An 18536-nucleotide genomic window follows, 5' to 3' on the forward strand; every position below is an offset into this window, starting at 1 on the left:
AAATCAGTTGCAGGTACGTCTAACTCGCATCGCTCAACGGCGGCCGCGGACGCGGGCCAGGATGCCGCGGACCTTCGCCTGGGTGCGGGGGTCCCGCGCGGCGCGTTCGGCGCGTGCGCGGGCCTTGCGTCCCTGGGGGCTGTTCAAGAAGCGCTTGATGCGGTCGGCGAGTGCCATCGTTCGTCCTCCTCGGGCTGGGCCTGTTCTCCGTCCAACGGACGCGGCGGCCGGAAGGTTCGGGCGCCGCGCCCCCGCCGCGTACGGCGGGGGCGGACCAGCACGGGACTCAAACCCTACATGTAGGTGAGTGCTCTTGGGCAGGCCCCAGATGTTGGGCGTGTCGGTGTTTCTTCCAAAGGGCGCCTCCACATCTGGCGCCGCGGGTGGGACGATGGGTCGGTGCTCCCGCAACCACTGTTCCGCACGGCGCGCTCGACGGTGTTCGCCACCGTCTGCGTGGCGCTGGCGGCGGTCGGGCACGCGCTCGCCTCCCGGGACGCGGTTCCCGCGTGGGCGGTGCTGACCGGGTTCGGGGCCGTGCTGGGCGTGTCGCTCATGCTCGCCGGGCACGAGCGTTCGCTCGCGACGATCGTGGGCGGGCTCCTCGGCGGGCAGTTCGCGCTGCACACGCTGTTCTCCGCCGCGACCGAGCCGATGATCCACCACGCGTCCGACGCGGGGCATCCGGCGGCGCGGGGGTCGGGCGTATCGATGACGCTCGCGCATGTCGCCGCCGCCGTCCTCGCGGCGCTGTGGTTGCGGCGGGGCGAGCGGGCGGCGTGGGCGCTGGCGCGGCGGCTGGCGGAGCGGCCCGTCCGGCTGCCGGTGCCGATCGTGGTCGAACCGGTCGCGGCCGTCGCGCGTATCCAGGTGGTGGCGGCGGACGCCGTCGTGGTGGTCGGGGAGGTGCTGCGGCACCAGGTCGTCCGGCGCGGGCCGCCGGGCCGTTCGAGGGCGCTCGGCTCGGGCTGAGCGCCGCACGCCACCGGACGCGGCGCGCGTCCGGCTCTTTCACCTGCGTCTCGAACGGAAATTCGCCATGTCTGCTAGTTCAGCTCGCCGCCTTTCGACGGTCGGGGCCCTGGCCGCGCTGTCGGTCATCGGGCTCGCCACCGCCGCGTCCGCCCATGTCACGGTCAACCCCGGGACCGCCGAGCAGGGCGGGTTCACCAAGGTCTCCTTCCGGGTGCCGAACGAGCGCGACGACGCCTCGACCACCAAGGTCCAGGTGGACCTGCCGACCGACACGCCGGTCGCGTTCGTCTCGGTCCGGCCCGTCCCCGGCTGGACGGTGAAGGTGGAGAAGGCCAAGCTCAAGACCCCCGTTGAGGCGGAGGGGTCCAAGCTCACCGAGGCCGTCTCGCGGATCACCTGGAGCGGCGGCAAGATCGACGCGGGGCAGTTCGAGGAGTTCGACGTGTCGATGGGCCCGCTGCCCTCGAACGCGACCCGGATGCTGTTCAAGGCGACGCAGACCTACTCCGGCGGCGAGGTCGTCAAGTGGGACCAGGACCCGGGCAACGGGCAGAACGAGCCCGAGCACCCGGCGCCGGAGTTGAAGCTGACGCCCAAGGGCGCCGCGCAGGCCGCCGCGACGGGGCCGACCGCGCAGGTGAAGCCCGCCGCCGAGTCCTCCGCCAAGGAGGACGCGAGCGACGGCACCGCGCGGGTGCTCGGCGGTGTCGGCATCGCGGTCGGCGTGATCGGGCTCGGCATCGGCGGGTACGGGCTGTCCCGCGCGCGGAGCCGGGCGTGATCGCGAGGTTCGCGGCGGCGGTGGCGGCCGCCGGGCTGGTGACGGCGCTCGGCACCGCCCCGGCGGCGGCGCACACGACGCTGAAGTCGGCGACCCCGGCGCCGAACTCCACCGGGGCCGCACCGTCCAAAATCGTCCTGACCTATGCCGATCCGGTGATGGTGCCGCAGATCGTGCTGACCGACGGCGCGGGCAAGCGGCACGCGGCGGGCAAGGCGGAGGCCGTCGACAACACGGTCACCGTGCCGGTCACCGAGAGCCTGCCGGGCGGGCGGTACACGGTCGGGTGGCGCGTCGTCGCCACGGACGGCCACCCGGTCACGGGCACCTACCGGTTCACGGTGCAGGGCGCGGGCGGCACCGGTTCGGGCGGCGCGGTCGCCTCGGCGGAACCCGAGAAGGACGACTCGGGCGGCTCGTCCGGCTGGCTGTGGATCGGGCTGGGCGCGCTGCTGGTCGCGCTCGCGGGCGGCGGTATCGCCTGGGCCAGGCGCGCGAAGGGATGATCCGACCCGGGCCTCCGGTCGGGTGATTACAACGTTACGTCCATTACGCGGTACGTTGGTCACCCGACCGGATGCCAGGGAGCCCCCGATGATCGTCGAGTACGTCCGCTACCGGATCGCCCCTGGACAGGCCGAGGCGTTCGAGGCCGCCTACGCCGAGGCCGCGGTCTCGCTGTCGGCCGCGCCGCAGTGCGTGGACTACGAGCTGTCGCGGTGCGTCGAGGAGCCGGAGTCCTATGTCCTGCGCATCGGCTGGACGTCCGCCGAGGACCACATGGAGGGGTTCCGCGGCGGCGAGCACTTCCCCGCGTTCTTCGCCGCGATCAAGCCCTATGTGAAGCGGATCGAGGAGATGCGGCACTACGAGCCGACGGGCGTGCGCGGCACCGGCTCGTCCGTTCCGACCCTGTACGAGTGGGCCGGCGGCGCCGAGGCGTTCGAGCGGCTCACCGAGGTCTTCTACGCGCAGGTAATGAAGGACGACGTGATCGGCCCGCTGTTCGCCCACATGGACCCCGGGCATCCGCACTACGTCGCGCTGTGGCTGGCCGAGGTCTTCCGCGGCCCCGAGCGCTACAGCGGTGAGCGCGGCGGCTACAACCACATGGTCCGCCAGCACCTCGGCCGGGCGATCACCGAGCCGCAGCGGCGGCGCTGGGTGAGCCTGCTCATGGACGCGGCGGACGCCGTCGGCCTGCCCACCGACCCCGAGTTCCGCGCCGCGTTCACCGGCTACATCGAGTGGGGGACGCGGATCGCGGTCGAGAACTCCCAGCCCGACGCGAAGCCGCCGCTGCACGCGCCGATGCCGCACTGGGGCTGGGGCGTGGCTCCGCCCTATGTCCCCGGGTCATGACATAGTTCCCTTGTCGCTGTTCGCTCCTGGGACGAGGGGGGTTGATGAATATGGCCCGCGCCGGGCTTCGTCGCCATGCCCTTGTCCGGGTCGCGCGGGACTGAGCGCGGCCCGGTCGTCCCGAACGACCAGGAGCTTCGCTTGTCCGTTTCAGACCAGCCCTTTCCGGGCCTGAGCACCATCGAACTGACCACCGACCGGCTCGCGCTGCGCGCGTGGACGCGGGCCGAGGTCTCCGCCGTCACCGGCGGCGGCCGCCTCGCCCACCGTGCCGACAACCACTGTGCCGACAACCACTGGGCTGCCAACCACTGGGCCGACGACTTCCCCGCCGACGGCGACCGCGTCATCGCGGAACTCGTCGCCGGGACGCCGTCCGCCCTCGGCGAGTACGGCCAGCGCCAGATCGTCGAACGCGCGACCGGCCTCGTCGTCGGCTCCGCCGGGCTCTTCTGGCCGCCCGCCGGAGGGGCCGTCGAGTTCGGGTACGGCGTGGTCCCGTCCCGGCGCGGACGCGGATACGCCACCGAGGCGGCCCGCGCCCTCGTCGCGTTCGCGCTGACCGCGCCCGGCGTGGACAGGGTCACGGCGTCGGCCGAGACGTCCAACCCGGCGTCGATCCGCGTGCTGGAGAACGCGGGCCTCCGCCGCGTCGACGGGAACGCGGAGATCGTCCGATACACCACCTGACCGCCCGGCCCCGGCGCGGTCCGCGCCGGGGCCCTCACCCGGGTTGCCGCTGGTCAACATGGGTATCGGCTCGCCATGGGCTATGTCAGGACACGTGACGGTGAAGAGATCTTCTACAAGGACTGGGGGACGGGCCGCCCGGTGGTGTTCATCCACGGGTGGCCACTGAATTCCGACGCCTGGTACGACCAGCTGCGGCACGTCGCCGCCAACGGCTTTCGCGGCGTCGCCCACGACCGGCGGGGGCACGGGCAGTCCAGCCATCCGTGGGACGGCTACGACTTCGACACGTTCGCAGGCGACCTCAACGACCTGCTCGAAACCCTCGACCTCCGGGACGTCACGCTCGTCGGCCACTCGATGGGCGGCGGCGAACTCGCCCGGTACGTCGGACGCTACGGGACCGGCCGCGTCCGCCAGACGGTGCTGCTGTCGGCGATCACGCCGCTGATGCTCCAGGGGCCGGACAACCCCGAGGGCGTCCCCGCGCAGGCGTTCGAGGACATCAAGAACGGCCTCCTCAAGGAGCGCTCGCAATACTGGCGAGACGCCTCAGAGCCGTTCTTCAGCGCGGGGCCCGGCAGCAAGGCGACGCAGGGCAACCGTGACGCTTTCTGGTTCATGGCCATGCACGAGAACCTCCAGGCGGGTCTCAAGTGCGTGGACGCCTTCGCGCGGACCGATTTCCATGCCGATCTGCGCAAGTTCGACGTCCCGACGCTGGTGGTGCATGGCGACGACGACCGGATCGTCCCGCTGGAGGCCACCGGCCGCAAGGCGGCGGCGCTGATTCCCGGCGCGATCCTCAAGGTGTACGAGGGCGGTTCCCACGGAATCGGGATGGTCCCCGGCGACAAGGAGCGGTTCAACTCCGACCTGCTGGAGTTCATCAAGAGCTGACGCCGCCGGGCCGACGGGACGGGTTCCCGTCGGCCCGGGGCGACGAGGTCAGGCGGCGGTCCGCACCTGAACGGGCGGGATCTTCGCCAGGCACGCCGTGTCGCCGACCCTCAGGTCGCGGAGGAAGGCGGACTCGATACCGGCGACACAGCCGCTGCCCTCCTTCTCGGCGACGTGGCCGGTGTTCGGCACCTCCAGAACGGACGCGCGGCGGAACTGCCGCGCGGCGAGCCGTCCCTCCTCGGTGGGCGTGTTGGGGTCCAGCTCACCCGACACGACCAGCACCGGGACATCGGGCATCGGGCCGTGCGCGGGTCCGGCGGCCTGGTGACCCGGCCAGCGGACGCAGGTGTTGCCCCGGTCCTCGATCGCGCTCGTCCAGGCCGTCTTGCCGAACGGCCAGAACTCCTCGTCGGGCAGGGCGGCGCGTCCGGCCGCGTACTGCCGGAGGCGTGTCTTGACCGGCGCGGCACGGTCCCACAGCGTCGGGTAGTCGTTGCACATCACGGCCATGGCCTGCGCCGGGTTGAACGGCTGCTCCTCCTCACCCGAGCCGCCCGGCGCGGACGACCCGCTCATCGGCCCGACCTGCCGGGCGGCCTCGACCAGCGGGCCGGTGTCGCCGCGCAACGCCGTCCTGACCACGTACGGGACGTTTCCGATCGACTCGGACGAGCCCTCCGTCGCGCCGTTGTAGACGATCGAGGCGAGCGCGGTGCCGTCGACGACCCGCTTCACGCCGTCCAGCGTCGTGTAGGGGATCGGACGCTTGCCCAGCCGGTCCGAGAGCCGGTCGAGGTCGCGCAGGACGGCCCGCCCGTCGCAGGCACCGCCGCTCCGGTCGCACAGCACGCCGATCGTGCGGCGCGCGGCGCGGACGTTGGGACGCGCCCACATGTCGAAGTCGATCGGATACGCGCTGGACAGCACGATCGACCGCACGTTCTCCGGATGCCGCTGCGCGTAGACCGACATCAGGTAGGTGCCGTAGGACTCGCCGAGCAGGTCCAGCCGGTCGACGCCCAACTCGGCCCGGACGGCGTCGATGTCGTCGGCGATCTCGGCGGAGGTGTAGCCGCCGGCGCGCGCTCCGAGGGCCGTCCCGCAGCCGCCGACCGCGCGGACGAAGCCGTCCCGGGTCGCGGGCGGCACGTCGAACCCGCAGTCGAGCGCGTCGGAGCGGCCGACCCCGCGCGGCTCGACCAGCAGCAGGTCGTGGTCGCGCAGCAGGCCCCCGAAGCCCTCGGCGTACATCGCGGCGCGGGCGAAGGCGGAGTCGCCCGGCCCGCCCGGGTTGACGGTGAACATCCCCTTGGCCGGACGGGACGTGTCGCGATGCCGGATCACCGCGTAGGCGACGTTCGTCCGTCCCATCTCGGGACGCGACCGCACCAGCGGCACCTGCAACGTTCCGCATTCGGCGCCCGGCACCGCGACGCAGTCGTCGCGGACCCTCGCGTCGGCTGCCCCCGGCACGGCCACAACGCCGCCCACGACGACCGCGCAGACGGCCGCGGGCGCGCAGATCTTCCTCAAGATCTTCCTCATCCCCCGATGGTCACCGCCGGACGGCCGGACGCGCATCGCCCGTCCCGGGTAGTCCGCGCCCGCTACCGCAGAGGGAGCCTTCATTGACAAAAAACGCTAGCGGACTAGTATTTGCTATCCAACTAGCGACAAGGAGCGCCCATCATGGCGGTGGCCCTCTCCCGGCTCGGCCGGTTCTGCTTCCGGCGGCACTGGACGGTGCTGATGGTCTGGCTGGCCCTCCTCGTGGCGGCGGGGCTCGGCGCCGCGACGCTGGCCGAGCCCGCGCCCGACACCTTCACCGTCCCGGGCACCGAAGCGCAGCGCGCGAACGACCTGATCAAGAGCCGCTTTCCGGACGCCGCGACCGGGGGCGCCACCGCGCGCGTCGTGTTCGCCGCGCCGGACGGCCGCACGGTCACCGAGCCCCGCGCGCGGGCCGCCGTCGAGCGGGCCGTCGCGAAACTGAAGGCCGCCCCGCAGGTCGCCTCCGCCAGCGACCCCTACGCCCACCAGTCCGTGTCCAAGGACGGACGGATCGCGCTGGCGGAGGTCGGCTACCGCGTCCCGTCCACCGAAATGAAGTCCGCCGACCGCACCGCCCTACGCGCCGCAACCGCCCCTGCGACGGACGCGGGACTCCGCGTGGAGATGGGCGGCGACGCGGTGGCCCGCCCCGGGCAGGGCGCGGGCGAGCTGATCGGCGTCGCCGTGGCCGCGCTGGTGCTGATCGTCACGCTCGGCTCGCTGGTGGCCGCCGGGCTGCCGCTGCTGACGGCGGTGGTCGGGATCGGCATCGGGTTGTCGGCGATCGGCACCGCGTCCGCCTTCGTCGAGCTGACGTCCGACACCCAGTCGCTCGCGCTGATGCTCGGCCTCGCGGTCGCGATCGACTACGCGCTGTTCATCATCTCCCGCTACCGCCACGAGGCCACGGCGACCGGGGCCGGGCGGACCCCGGAGGACGCGGCGGCGCACGCGGTCGGCACCGCCGGGTCCGCCGTCGTGTTCGCGGGCCTCACGGTGATCATCGCACTGGCCGGGCTCGCCGTCGTCGACATCCCCGTGCTCACCCAGATCGGCCTCGCCGCCGCCTTCACCGTGGCCGTCTCCGTCGCCGTGGCGCTCACGCTGCTGCCCGCCCTCCTCGCGATCGCGGGACGCCGGGCGCTGACGACCCGCACCAGGAGCCCGAAACAGACGAACGCGGGCCTCCGCTGGGGCCGCTTCGTCACCGCGCACCCGCTCCCGATCCTGCTGACAGGCGTCCTGGCGCTGCTCCTCGCGGCCGTCCCCGCGCTGGACCTGCGGCTCGGCTTCCCCGACGACGGCACCGCCCCGTCCGGGTCGACGCAGCGCGCCGCCTACGACCTGCTCGCCGACGGGTTCGGCCCCGGCTTCAACGGCCCGCTGACCCTGGTGGTCCAGGCCCCGCACGACACGGCGACGGCGGCGAAGCGGGTCGCCACGGATCTCGCGCGGCTGGACGGCGTCGCCCTGGCCGAACCGTCCGCCCTGAACAAGGGCGGTGACACGGCCCTGGTCGCCGTCGTCCCGAAGACCGGCCCGGCGGACGAGGCGACCGCCGACCTCATCACCACGATCCGCGACCGCGCCCGGGAGTCCCGCGAGGGAACCACGATCGCGGTCACCGGCCAGACCGCCCTCGACATCGACACCTCCGCCAAGCTCGCCGGCGCGCTCCTGCCCTACCTGGCGGTCGTCGTCGGCCTGGCGTTCCTGCTCCTGCTGATCGTGTTCCGCTCGCTGCTCGTGCCGCTCACCGCGACCGCCGGGTTCCTGCTCAGCGTCGCCGCGACGTTCGGCGCGGTCGTCGCGGTGTTCCAGTGGGGCTGGCTGGACGGCCCGCTCGGCGTCCAGGCGTCCGGGCTCATCGTCAACCTGCTGCCGGTCATGATGATCGGGATGGTATTCGGGCTCGCGATGGACTACCAGGTCTTCCTCGTCACCCGCATGCGCGAGGAGCACGTCGGCGGCGCCGAGCCCACCGCGGCCGCCGTCACCGGCGTCGCGCACGGCGCGCGCGTCGTCACCGCCGCCGCGATCATCATGATCAGCGTGTTCTCGGGGTTCCTGCTGTCGGACACCCCGATGGTCCAGTCGTTCGGCTTCGCGCTCGCCGCCGCCGTGTTCTTCGACGCGTTCGTCGTCCGGCTGACGATCGTGCCCGCCGTGATGGCGCTGCTCGGACGCGCGGGCTGGTGGCTCCCGACGCGGCTCGCCCGCGTCCTGCCCAGCGTGGACGTGGAGGGAGAGCGCCTGGCAGTAGGCTCCGAGGCGGGCTAGGAACGCGTGAGGGAACGCGTGAGGAAACGCGCGAGGAATCAGGGCGGAACAGGCGGAACAGGGCGGGATGATGGCAGCGAAACGGTCCACCGGCCTGCGGGAGCTGAAGAAGGCCAGGACGCGCGCCGCGATCCAGAAGCACGCGCTCCGGCTGTTCCGCGAGCGCGGCTACGAGGCCACGACCGTGGAACAGGTCGCGCAGGCGGCGGAGGTCGCGCACACCACCGTCTTCCGCTACTTCCCGACGAAGGAAGACCTGGTCATCACCGACGAGGCCGATCCGCTGTTCTACGAGTCGCTCCGCACGCAACCCGCCGGGATGACCTCCGTCGAGGCGTTGCGGGCGGCCATGCGCGACGTCCTCGGCACGTTCGCGCCCGACGAACTCGCCGAAGCGCGCGAGCGGGCCGTCCTGATCCTGTCGGTCCCCGCGCTGCGCGGCGCGGCCTTCGGCAGCTTCGTCGACACGATGCGCATCGTGGGCGCGATCCTCGCCGAGCGCGCCGGACGTCCCTCGGACGACACCGCCGTCCGCACCCTCACCGGCGCGGCCTTCGGCGTGATGCTCGACCAGATGATCCGCTGGGCCGAGGACCCCGACCTGAACCTGGTCGAGGCCCTGGACACGGCCCTCGCGACCCTGGAGAAAAGCCCGCCCCGCTGAGCGCTAGCGGATGCGTTCCCGCAGGTGAACAGTGATGTCGTCCCCGGCGTCCTTGCCGATCGCCGCCCGCAGCGACGCCTTGACGGCGAGCTTGTGGTTGCCGTCGCCGAGCGCCATGAAGGACCCCTCGAACGGCTGCCCGTCGATCGTCCCCCGCACCTTGACGAGCCCGCGCGTCCCGAAGAACTCGGCGGACTCGGGCCAGACCACGTACGTCCAGCCGCCCTTGTTGGGGCTCTTGCGCAGGTTCGCGGTGAACTGCTTGTCCAGGACCGTGCCCATCTCGACCTCCATTGTCGGACGCTTCACAAGAACAGACCGGCGAAGCCGTCAAAACTCATCGGCTAGAGGACAAGAGAGGGATGGGCGGCGGAGCGCTGGAGTTCCGTCCAGGCGCCGCCCAGCCGTTCGACCAGCTCCGTGAGGGTCTCGGTGGGGAAGGTGAACGGCAGCCGGACGTGGTCGTCGTGCTGCCCGTCGGGGTCCATGGCGGCGCCGGGGACGATCTCCACGCCGTGGCGCAGGGCGACGTGGGCGAAGGAGCGGGCGTCGATTCCCGGCAGTTCGATCCACAGCGCGCCGCCGCCCTGGGGCGGCGTCCAGCGCCAGGTGGGGAAGCGGTCCCGGAGCAGGCCGGTCAGGTGGTCGAGGCGCTCGCGCGCGAGGGCCGAGCGGCGGGCCTCCAGCTCGGGCAGGCGCGGGAGGAAGCGGGCGGCGAGGGCCTGGTCCAGGACGGGGCTGCCGAGGTCGGCGAGCGCCTTGTGCCGGGCCAGGCGCTCGGTCGTCTCGGCGGACGCGCGGATCCACCCGATCCGCAGCCCGCCCCACACCGCCTTCGCGAGCGACCCGGCGGTGAGGATCTCCGCGCCGGGCCGTCCGTAGGCGGCGATCGGCGGCGGGACGTCGCCGGTGAGCCCGGTGTAGGCGTTGTCCTCCAGGACGGGCACGCCGTGCCGTTCCGCGAGCCGCGCGATCCGCGACCGGCGCGCCGCCGACATCAGCACGCCGGTCGGGTTGTGGTAGGTCGGCATGACGAACAGCAGCGAGGGCCGGTGCCGCGCGAACGCGCGCTCGATCTCGTCCGCGCGGGCGCCCTCCTCGTCCAGCCGGACGCCGCGCAACCGGGCCCCGGCCGCGCGGAACACGTCGAAGCAGCCCGGCCAGCCCGGCGACTCCACGACCACGTCGGAGCGTTCGCGAAGGTGCATGCGCGTGACGAGCCCGATCGCCTGGGACGCCCCGGCCGTCACCAGCACCTGGTCGGACGCGGTGGGCAGGCCGAGCCGGGTGAGGTGTGCGGCGATCGCCTCGCGCAGCGCCGGGAGGCCGCGCGGATGGTATCCGGCGTCGGCGGTCAGGTGCGGCAGATCGTCCCGAACGAGGTCGAGCAGCGCCTGGCGGAGGTCGGGCACGGGCCCCTCGATCGCGTGGGCGAGCGAGATGACCTCGCCGGGCCCGTCCACGAAACGCTGGAAGATCGAGGTCGCGCGGCCGCCGGGGACGCGGCCGTCGGTGCCGGGCGGCGGGCTCGGCGGCCCCTCGGCGACCCGCGTCCCCGAGCCGCGCAGGCTCTCGACCAGGCCCCGGGCGCGCAGCTCGTCGTAGGCGGCGGTGACGGTGGCGCGGCTGACGACGAGCGTCCTGGCCAGTTCGCGTTCGGACGGCAGCCGCTCGCCCGCGCCCAGCGCGCCGGACGTGATGGCGCGCACCACGGCGGTGACGAGCCGCCGGTAGAGCGGCCCGGTCGCGGTGGCCCAGTCGCCGAGGATCTCGATCAGCTCGTCGGCGCTGCGATAACGGTCCAATTCCCGTCCCAATGGCTCGGGTGGCCTGCGATTTGGCCTGCAACGCTAGCACCGACGGAAAGGAACCGAAATGCGTAACACAGCCGACGAACGCCTGCGGGCGATCTGCGACCTGAGCGTGCCGACCGTACGGGAGCAGGCCGGACGCCACGAATACGACGGCATCGTCCAGGACCTGTCACCAGAGGGCGTGGAGCGCGCCTTGAGCAGGCTGGGCGGAGCGGTGTACACGGACCCGCACGACGAGGCCCAAGCAACGGCAACCGAGAACGCACTATGCGTCACCTTCGGTGAGCTGGCACAGCATCGCGCGAACCCGCTATGGCACATCAAGAACCTCGACCTGTCCTGCTACGACCGCGACTACGCCCCCGAGGGGGAACGCCGGAAAGCCCGCCGCACCCACCTGAACGCCTGGCCGGACGCGGTGAACGCGGCGCTCGAAGCCCTGGATCGAGTACCCGCCCCCATAGCGGCGGCGACCCTCCCCGCCGCACGCGGCCTGCACTACCACCTGTACGACGCATCGGAGGCGACCCGAAAGGCGCACGCGCGATTCGTCACCCACCTGGAGGACGCGGCCGAACACGGCGACCCCTCGGCGGCACTCGGCGGCAACGCCCTGACCCGCCTGATCTCCTCGGCCGAGGCTTGCGAAATCGACCTGGACGACCTGGCGTCCCAAGTCGAAACAGAACGCACGCGAGTGCGAGCCCTCCTGAAGGACGCCTGCCACCGCATTGACGGCCACGCCCCGCCGAAGGAGACGGTGCGCCGCCTCCTCTCCGACCACCCACCGGCGAAAGACCTGGTCGCGGAAGCCCGCGCGGTAACCAAGGACGTGCTGGCCTGGACGACCGCAAGCGGGCTGCTCCCTTACACCGACGGCGAATGCCTCGTCGGCGAGATACCGCCGTCCCAACCATGGGAGGTCGCGACGATGACGCCCGCCGCCCCCTACGAATCGGACGGCCCGAGCTGGTTCCGCGTCAACCTGCCCGCGCCCGGCGCGTCCGAGAACGAACAACACGAATGGCTGTCGATCTTCAGCTACACGACGCTGCCGAACATCGCCATCCACGAGGTGGCGCCGGGCCATTTCTCCCACGCACGCGCTCTCCGCCACGTCCCCACCGACGTCCGCCGCACCCTGCACTCGCAGGCGTTCACCGAAGGCTGGGCCCACTACTGCGAGGAACTGGCCGTGGAGGAGGGCTTCCGCGCACACGACCCCCGCCACGCCGTGGGCGCCTACCGCGACGCGCTCTGGCGCGTCACCCGCCTGGCGACGACGATCGGCCTCCACACAGGGACGATGTCCCTCGCCGAGGCCGAGCACCGCTTTACCGCCGACGCCTTCCTGGACGGTCCGGCCGCCCGCACCGCCGCGCACCGCACGCTCATCGACCCCGGCTCCGGCTTCAACTACACCGGCGGCAAACTCGCCATCCGCCGCCTCCGCGACCAGGCGAAGCAGCGCTGGGGCACGGCCTTCACCCTCCGCCGCTTCCACACGGCCCTGCTGGCCCTGGGCGCCCCTCCCCTGGGCGTCCTGCCCACGGTCCTGGACGGGGGCCCGAGATTTTGACCAAGACCTACCCCGCCACCCCCGTTCGGGGGTGGCGTAGGTCACGCCGCCGGACGACGATCGGGGAGTAACGAGAGCAAGAACACAAGCCACCTGACACACGAACCCCAAGCCGTCTGACCCACGAGCCTCAAGCCACCAACAAAGGGAATACCAATGCCCGCAGTCGAGTTCCGGGCGGCGCGCGACTTCCTGCTCGCGCATCGCGACGACTACGCGACCGCGTACGAGAAGTTCCGCTGGCCGGTGCTGACCGGTTTCAACTGGGCGCTGGACTGGTTCGACGAGATCGCGAAGGACAATGACGCCCCGGCGCTGTGGATCGTCGAGGAGGACGGTTCGGAGGCGCGTTTCTCGTTCGCGGACATGTCGCGGCGGTCGAACCAGGTGGCGAACCGGCTGCGGGCGGCGGGGGTGCGGCGGGGCGACCGGATCATTCTGATGCTCGGCAACCAGGTCGAGCTGTGGGAGACCGTCCTGGCGGCGATGAAGCTGGGCGCGGTGCTGATCCCGTCCACGCCGCTGCTCGGCCCGGTCGACCTGCAAGACCGGCTGACGCGGGGGCGGGCGCGGCACGTGGTGGCGAGTTCGTCCGACGCCGGGAAGTTCGACGGGCTGGAGGGCGACTTCACGCGGATCGCGGTCGGTGAACCGGTGCAGGGGTGGCTGCGGTACGCGGACGCCTACGACGGGCCGGAGAAGTTCTCCCCGTACGGGCTGACGATGTCGCGGGACACGTTCCTGCTCTATTTCACGTCCGGGACGACGGCGAAGCCGAAACTGGTGGAGCACACGCACGCCACCTATCCGGGCGGGCACCTGTCGACGATGTACTGGCTCGGGCTGCGGCCCGGGGACGTCCATCTGAACATCTCGTCGCCGGGCTGGGCGAAGCACGCGTGGAGCAATGTGTTCGCGCCCTGGAACGCCGAGGCGTGCGTGTTCATCTTCAATTACACGCGCTTCGACGCCGACCGCCTCCTCGACACGATCGACCGCTGCGGGGTCACGAGTTTCTGCGCGCCGCCCACGGTCTGGCGGATGATGATCCAGGCCGATCTCGGACGCCTCGCCACGCCGCCGCGTGAGGTCGTCGCGGCGGGCGAGCCGCTGAACCCGGAGGTCATCGAGCGGGTGCGGGACGCCTGGGACCGGACGATCCGGGACGGGTACGGGCAGACGGAGACGACCGTCCAGATCGCGAACACGCCGGGGCAGCCGGTGCGGCCGGGGTCGATGGGACGGCCCGTCCCGGGTTACCGGATCGCGCTGATCGATCCGGCCACGGGCGAGGAGGGCGACGAGGGCGAGATCTGCCTCGACCTGGAGGAGCCGCCGCTCGGGCTGATGGTCGGCTACCACGGCGACGAGGCGCGCACCGACGAGGCGATGGCGGGCGGCTACTACCACACCGGCGATATCGGCTCCCGGGACGAGGACGGATATATCACCTATGTCGGGCGGTCCGACGACGTGTTCAAGGCGTCCGACTACAAGATCTCGCCGTTCGAGCTGGAGAGCGTGCTGATCGAGCACGACGCGGTCGCGGAGGCGGCGGTGGTGCCCTCGCCCGACCCGGTGCGGCTCGCCGTCCCGAAGGCGTACGTGACGCTCGCGGCGGGCTGGGAGCCGACCGCCGGCACCGCCAAGTCGATCTTCGAGCACAGCCGCGCGCAGCTCTCCCCGTACAAGCGGGTGCGGCGGCTGGAGTTCGGCGAGCTGCCGAAGACGATCTCCGGGAAGATCCGCCGGGTCGAGCTGCGGACGAGCGAGATCACCAAGCATCCGGGCGCGGACGACCGTCCGGCGGGCGAGTACCGCGAGGAGGACCTGCGATGACACCCCCGCACCCCCCACGTCCCTCCTACGCGTCGGGCACGTCCGCCGTGCCGCTGCTCGGCGACACCATCGGCGAGAACCTCGCCCGGACGGTCGCCTGCCACGCCGACCGCGACGCCGTCGTCGAGCGCGCGACCGGTCGGCGCTGGACCTACGACCAGTTCTCCGCCGACGTCGACGCGGTCGCGCTCGGCCTGCGCGCGCTCGGCGTCGGCAGGGGTGACCGGGTCGGGATCTGGGCGCCGAACTGCGCCGAATGGATGCTCGTCCAGTACGCGACGGCGCGGCTCGGCGCGATCCTCGTGAACATCAACCCCGCGTACCGCGTCCACGAGCTGGAGTTCGTCCTCAACCAGTCGGGCGTCCGGACGCTGATCGCCGCGCCCGCGTTCAAGACCTCCGACTACGCGGCGATGATCGAGGAGGTCAGGCCGCGCTGCGTCGCGCTCACCGACGTGCTGCTCCTCGGCTCGGACGCGTGGGAGGCGCTGCTGGAGACGGGCCGCGAGGCCGACCGGACCGTCCTCACCGCGATCGGCGCGGAGCTGAGCGCCGACGACCCGATCAACATCCAGTACACGTCCGGGACGACGGGCTTCCCCAAGGGCGCCACGCTCTCGCACCACAACATCCTGAACAACGGCTATTTCGTCGGCGAGCTGTGCGGCTACGACGAGGAGGACCGGATCTGCGTCCCGGTCCCCTTCTACCACTGCTTCGGAATGGTCATGTGCAACCTCGCGGCGACCAGCCACGGCGCGTGCGTCGTGATCCCCGCGCCCGCGTTCGACGCGAAGCAGACGCTGGAGGCGGTCGCGGCGGAGCGCTGCACGTCGCTGTACGGCGTCCCGACGATGTTCATCGCCATGCTGGACGAGCCGTCCGCGGGCACGCTGGACCTGTCCAGCCTGCGCACCGGGATCATGGCCGGGTCGCCGTGCCCGGTCGAGGTGATGAAGCAGGTCATCGACCGGCTGGGAATGGCCGAGGTCACGATCTGCTACGGGATGACCGAGACGTCCCCGGTGTCCACCCAGACCCGCGCGGGCGACTCGCTGGACCGCCGCGTCTCCACGGTCGGGACCGTCCACCCGCACCTGGAGGTCAAGGTCGTCGATCCCGTCTCCGGCGTCACGGTGCCGCGCGGCACGCCCGGCGAGTTCTGCACGCGCGGCTACTCGGTGATGCTCGGCTACTGGGACGAACCGGACCGCACCGCCGAGGTCGTCGACGCGGCCCGCTGGATGCGCACCGGCGACCTCGCGGTGATGGACGAGGAGGGCTACCTCAGCATCACCGGCCGGATCAAGGACATGGTGATCCGCGGCGGCGAGAACGTGTACCCGCGCGAGGTCGAGGAGTTCCTCTACACCCACCCCGACGTCCTGGACGCGCAGGTCATCGGCGTCCCGGACGAGAAGTACGGGGAGGAGCTGATGGCGTGGGTGCGGCTGCGCGAGGGCGCGCCCGAGCTCACCCCGGACACGCTGCGCGAGTTCTGCCACGGACGGCTCGCGCACTACAAGATCCCCCGCTACGTGCACGTCGTCGACGCGTTCCCGATGACGGTGACCGGCAAGATCCGCAAGGTGCAGATGCGCGCCGAGGCCGTGGACATCCTCGCTCTGGACGGCACCTGAGGGACGCCGGGCCGTCTTACCGGGGCGGGCGGCCCGGCGTCGCCGGTCGAACACAGTCCCCGGTCGAACACAGTCACCGACCGAAAACAAAACCGGTCGGACACAAATGCAGCGCCGGGGTTTTCTCAGCGGACGACCTTCCGTGACCGGCACCGTCCGGGGCATGCTTCGGTGCATGGACACGCCGATGCCAAGGGGTGCCGTGATGAGCGACGACGCCGGTGCGGTCAGGGCGGCCGTGCTGACCCTGCACCGGACCACCCGGTTGCCCGTCGTGTTCGGCGGTGCGCTCAGTGGACCCGGCAGCCTGCACATCACCGAGATCGTCGGCAACACGACCGACTCCCTCGACGGGCTGGTGGTGCGGGAGCGCAGCGGGCTCGGCGGCAAGGTGATGGCGCTGGGCCGTCCGGCCTGGGTGAGCGACTACCCGCGCGCCGCGTCCATCAGCCACGACTACGACGGGCCGGTCGGCCGCGAGGGGCTGCTGTCGATCGTCGCGGTCCCGGTGGTGGTGCGCCGCAGGGTCCGGGGCGTCCTGTACGGGGCGCTGCGCGATCCGCTGTCGCTCGCCGACCGGGTCGTGGGCGCGGCGATGGAGGTGGCCCGCGACCTGGAGCAGGACCTCGCCGTCCAGGACCGGGCGGGCGAGACCCTCGCCCTCGCCCGGCGCGCACCGGCCGTCGACCGGGGCACCGCGCGCTGGGAGGAGGTCCGGGCCGTCCACGCCGAACTGCGCGCGCTCACCGAGCAGGTACGGGACGCGCCGACCCGCGACCGGCTGCGCGCCGCGACGCTGCGCCTCGCCGCCGCAGGCCTGGACGGCCGGGACGGCGCCCCCCGCGCGGCGCTCTCCCCGCGCGAGCTGGACGTCCTCTCCTACGTGGCGGTCGGCTGCACCAACGCCGAGGCCGCCGAACGCCTCGGCCTGCTCCCCGAGACCGTGAAGAGCTACCTGCGCTCGGCGATGCGCAAGCTCGACAGTCACTCCAGGTTGGAGGCGGTGACGGCGGCCCGGCGGGCGGGGCTGCTGCCCTGAGCGTCGGCGCGGGCGGCGCGTCCGCCGAGGAACGCGGCCCCGCACGCGGCGAGCGCGGTGATCCCGAACGCGGTCATCACGACCGTGAACGCGTGCCGGGGACCGGACACGCCGAGGTAGAGCGTCCCGAAGACCGCGAGCCCCACCGACCCCGCGAGCTGGAAGTTGGTGTTGATCAGGCCGCTCAGATCGGACGCGAACCGGGCCGGGACACCGGAGGTCAGCCGTCCCAGCTGCGGCGCGAAGCCGAGCCCGAGCCCGAACCCGCCGAATCCGAGCAGCACCACGAGCGCCGCACCGTCCGCGTGCGTGAGGCCGATGCCGAAGTACACGCCCGCGAGGATCAGATACCCGACGATCGGCCCGAGCGCGACGACCCGGGCGGGCATGCGCGGTAGCAGCGGCCCCGCGACCCCGAACGCCGCGACCCACGACACCAGCACCAGACCCGAGAACAACGCGCTCCGCCCCAGCCCGTCCTGGACGTAGAGGGCGAGCACGAACAGCATCGCGAAGTAGGTGCCGGTCGCCGCGCCGAGCGCCCCGAGCGTCCACGCGACGACGGGCCTGGCCAGCACGGACAGGTTGAGCAGCGGAACCCCGCCCCGCGCCGCGACCCGCCGCTGCCGCCGGACGAACGCCACCAGCACCGGCCCGGACGCCGCCAGCGACACCCACGTCCACAGCGGCCAACCGGCCTCCCGTCCGAACAACAACGGAACGGTCGCCAGCAGCACGGCCCCCGACAGCAACGCGACCCCGCCGAGATCGAGCCGGGTACGCTCGCCGCCCGAATCCCGGGGCAGCAGCCGCACGCCCGCCACCAGCAGGACGATCCCCACCGGCACGTTCACCAGAAAGATCGGCCGCCAGCCCAGCCCGAACAGGTCGGCGGACACGAGCACGCCGCCGAGCACCTGCCCCGAGACCGCCCCACCCGACAGCGCGACCGCCAGCAACCCCTGCGCCCGCGCCTGGGCACGTCCGGTGAAATGGAGCTGGATACCCGACAGCACCTGCGGGATCATCAACGCGCCCGCGACCCCCTGCGCGAGCCGCGCGGCCACCAGCGCACCCGTCACCGGCGCGAGCCCGCAGGCCAGCGACGCGACGACGAACGCCGCGAGCCCGAGCAGGAACATCCGCCGATGCCCCCGCGCCGCCCCGAGCCGCGCCCCGGTGATCAGCAGCATCGCGTACGCGAGCGCGTAACCGGAGATCACCAGCTCCAGCGCCCCCGCCGACGGATGCAGCCCGTCCTGGATCGAGGGCGCGGCGACGTTCACGATCGACACATCGACGTTCGCCATGAACTGGCCGGTCAGCAGCACGGCCAGCATCCCCGTCCGGCGGACGGGAGGTGCGGAGGGATCGGTCATGGCGGAACAACCCCGGCCGCCGCCGCGAGGTTGCGGCGGA

17 protein-coding genes are annotated in these 18536 nt (G+C 72.3%); 12 read left to right on the forward strand and 5 right to left on the reverse strand.

The window, feature by feature from the left end; translation table 11 throughout:
• Window positions 1-33 precede the first annotated feature (33 nt).
• Window positions 34-177, reverse strand: a complete 144-nt coding sequence (locus K2F47_RS26935; protein WP_242908200.1) for a hypothetical protein — start codon at window positions 175-177, stop codon at window positions 34-36.
• Between the two features lie 222 nt (window positions 178-399).
• Here K2F47_RS26935 and K2F47_RS26940 point away from each other — a divergent pair, with 222 nt between their 5' ends.
• The 6 genes from K2F47_RS26940 to K2F47_RS26965 all read left to right on the forward strand — a co-directional run bounded on the left by K2F47_RS26940 (window position 400) and on the right by K2F47_RS26965 (window position 4708).
• Entirely contained in the window at window positions 400-972 is a 573-nt protein-coding gene (locus K2F47_RS26940) for an MFS transporter (protein ID WP_242908202.1), read from the forward strand.
• A gap of 67 nt (window positions 973-1039) precedes the next feature.
• Window positions 1040-1756: a YcnI family copper-binding membrane protein gene (locus K2F47_RS26945; RefSeq protein WP_242908204.1), complete on the forward strand. Its 717-nt coding sequence runs from the start codon at window positions 1040-1042 to the stop codon at window positions 1754-1756.
• Window positions 1753-2262, forward strand: coding sequence for a copper resistance CopC family protein (locus tag K2F47_RS26950; RefSeq protein WP_242908206.1), 510 nt, complete (start codon window positions 1753-1755; stop codon window positions 2260-2262). The genes K2F47_RS26945 and K2F47_RS26950 overlap by 4 nt, the downstream gene beginning before the upstream one ends.
• Before the next feature lie 88 nt (window positions 2263-2350).
• Window positions 2351-3118 carry a group II truncated hemoglobin gene (locus tag K2F47_RS26955; protein WP_242908208.1) on the forward strand — a complete coding sequence of 256 codons (768 nt, stop codon included), beginning with the start codon at window positions 2351-2353 and terminating at the stop codon, window positions 3116-3118.
• Between the two features lie 141 nt (window positions 3119-3259).
• Window positions 3260-3808, forward strand: a complete 549-nt coding sequence (locus tag K2F47_RS26960) for a GNAT family N-acetyltransferase (RefSeq protein ID WP_242908210.1) — start codon at window positions 3260-3262, stop codon at window positions 3806-3808.
• Between the two features lie 75 nt (window positions 3809-3883).
• A complete protein-coding gene (locus K2F47_RS26965) occupies window positions 3884-4708 on the forward strand; it encodes an alpha/beta fold hydrolase (protein ID WP_242908212.1) in 825 nt (274 codons plus the stop codon).
• A 48-nt stretch (window positions 4709-4756) separates the two neighbouring features.
• Here K2F47_RS26965 and K2F47_RS26970 read toward each other — a convergent pair whose 3' ends face one another.
• Window positions 4757-6256: an alpha/beta fold hydrolase gene (locus K2F47_RS26970; protein WP_242908214.1), complete on the reverse strand. Its 1500-nt coding sequence runs from the start codon at window positions 6254-6256 to the stop codon at window positions 4757-4759.
• A gap of 144 nt (window positions 6257-6400) precedes the next feature.
• Here K2F47_RS26970 and K2F47_RS26975 point away from each other — a divergent pair, with 144 nt between their 5' ends.
• Together K2F47_RS26975 and K2F47_RS26980 are read left to right on the forward strand one after the other, a co-directional pair.
• Window positions 6401-8542 carry an MMPL family transporter gene (locus tag K2F47_RS26975; RefSeq protein ID WP_242908216.1) on the forward strand — a complete coding sequence of 714 codons (2142 nt, stop codon included), beginning with the start codon at window positions 6401-6403 and terminating at the stop codon, window positions 8540-8542.
• Between the two features lie 67 nt (window positions 8543-8609).
• Window positions 8610-9206: an acyl-CoA-like ligand-binding transcription factor gene (locus tag K2F47_RS26980; RefSeq protein WP_242908218.1), complete on the forward strand. Its 597-nt coding sequence runs from the start codon at window positions 8610-8612 to the stop codon at window positions 9204-9206.
• A gap of 3 nt (window positions 9207-9209) precedes the next feature.
• On the opposite strand, the gene K2F47_RS26985 is transcribed toward K2F47_RS26980, so the two are convergent.
• A complete protein-coding gene (locus K2F47_RS26985; protein ID WP_242908220.1) occupies window positions 9210-9500 on the reverse strand; it encodes a DUF1905 domain-containing protein in 291 nt (96 codons plus the stop codon).
• A 50-nt stretch (window positions 9501-9550) separates the two neighbouring features.
• Window positions 9551-11011: an aminotransferase-like domain-containing protein gene (locus K2F47_RS26990; protein ID WP_242908222.1), complete on the reverse strand. Its 1461-nt coding sequence runs from the start codon at window positions 11009-11011 to the stop codon at window positions 9551-9553.
• A gap of 70 nt (window positions 11012-11081) precedes the next feature.
• Between K2F47_RS26990 and K2F47_RS26995 the strand changes: the two genes are divergently transcribed.
• The 4 genes from K2F47_RS26995 to K2F47_RS27010 all read left to right on the forward strand — a co-directional run bounded on the left by K2F47_RS26995 (window position 11082) and on the right by K2F47_RS27010 (window position 17117).
• Window positions 11082-12599 carry a DUF885 family protein gene (locus tag K2F47_RS26995; protein WP_242908223.1) on the forward strand — a complete coding sequence of 506 codons (1518 nt, stop codon included), beginning with the start codon at window positions 11082-11084 and terminating at the stop codon, window positions 12597-12599.
• Between the two features lie 156 nt (window positions 12600-12755).
• Window positions 12756-14438 (forward strand): AMP-binding protein, encoded by a 1683-nt coding sequence (locus tag K2F47_RS27000; RefSeq protein ID WP_242908224.1) that lies wholly within the window; start codon window positions 12756-12758, stop codon window positions 14436-14438.
• A complete protein-coding gene (locus K2F47_RS27005; protein WP_242908225.1) occupies window positions 14435-16078 on the forward strand; it encodes an AMP-binding protein in 1644 nt (547 codons plus the stop codon). Before K2F47_RS27000 ends, K2F47_RS27005 begins: the two co-directional genes overlap by 4 nt.
• Window positions 16079-16283: 205 nt before the next feature.
• Entirely contained in the window at window positions 16284-17117 is an 834-nt protein-coding gene (locus tag K2F47_RS27010) for a helix-turn-helix transcriptional regulator (protein ID WP_242908226.1), read from the forward strand.
• Here the strand turns inward: K2F47_RS27010 and K2F47_RS27015 are convergent.
• The gene (locus K2F47_RS27015) at window positions 17063-18496 is read right to left on the reverse strand and encodes an MFS transporter (protein ID WP_242908228.1); all 1434 of its coding nucleotides are present in this window, start codon (window positions 18494-18496) and stop codon (window positions 17063-17065) included. The genes K2F47_RS27010 and K2F47_RS27015 overlap by 55 nt on opposite strands.
• Window positions 18497-18536 lie beyond the last annotated feature (40 nt).

The sequence above is a fragment of the Actinomadura terrae genome (assembly GCF_022751215.1).
Taxonomy (GTDB): domain Bacteria; phylum Actinomycetota; class Actinomycetes; order Streptosporangiales; family Streptosporangiaceae; genus Spirillospora; species Spirillospora terrae.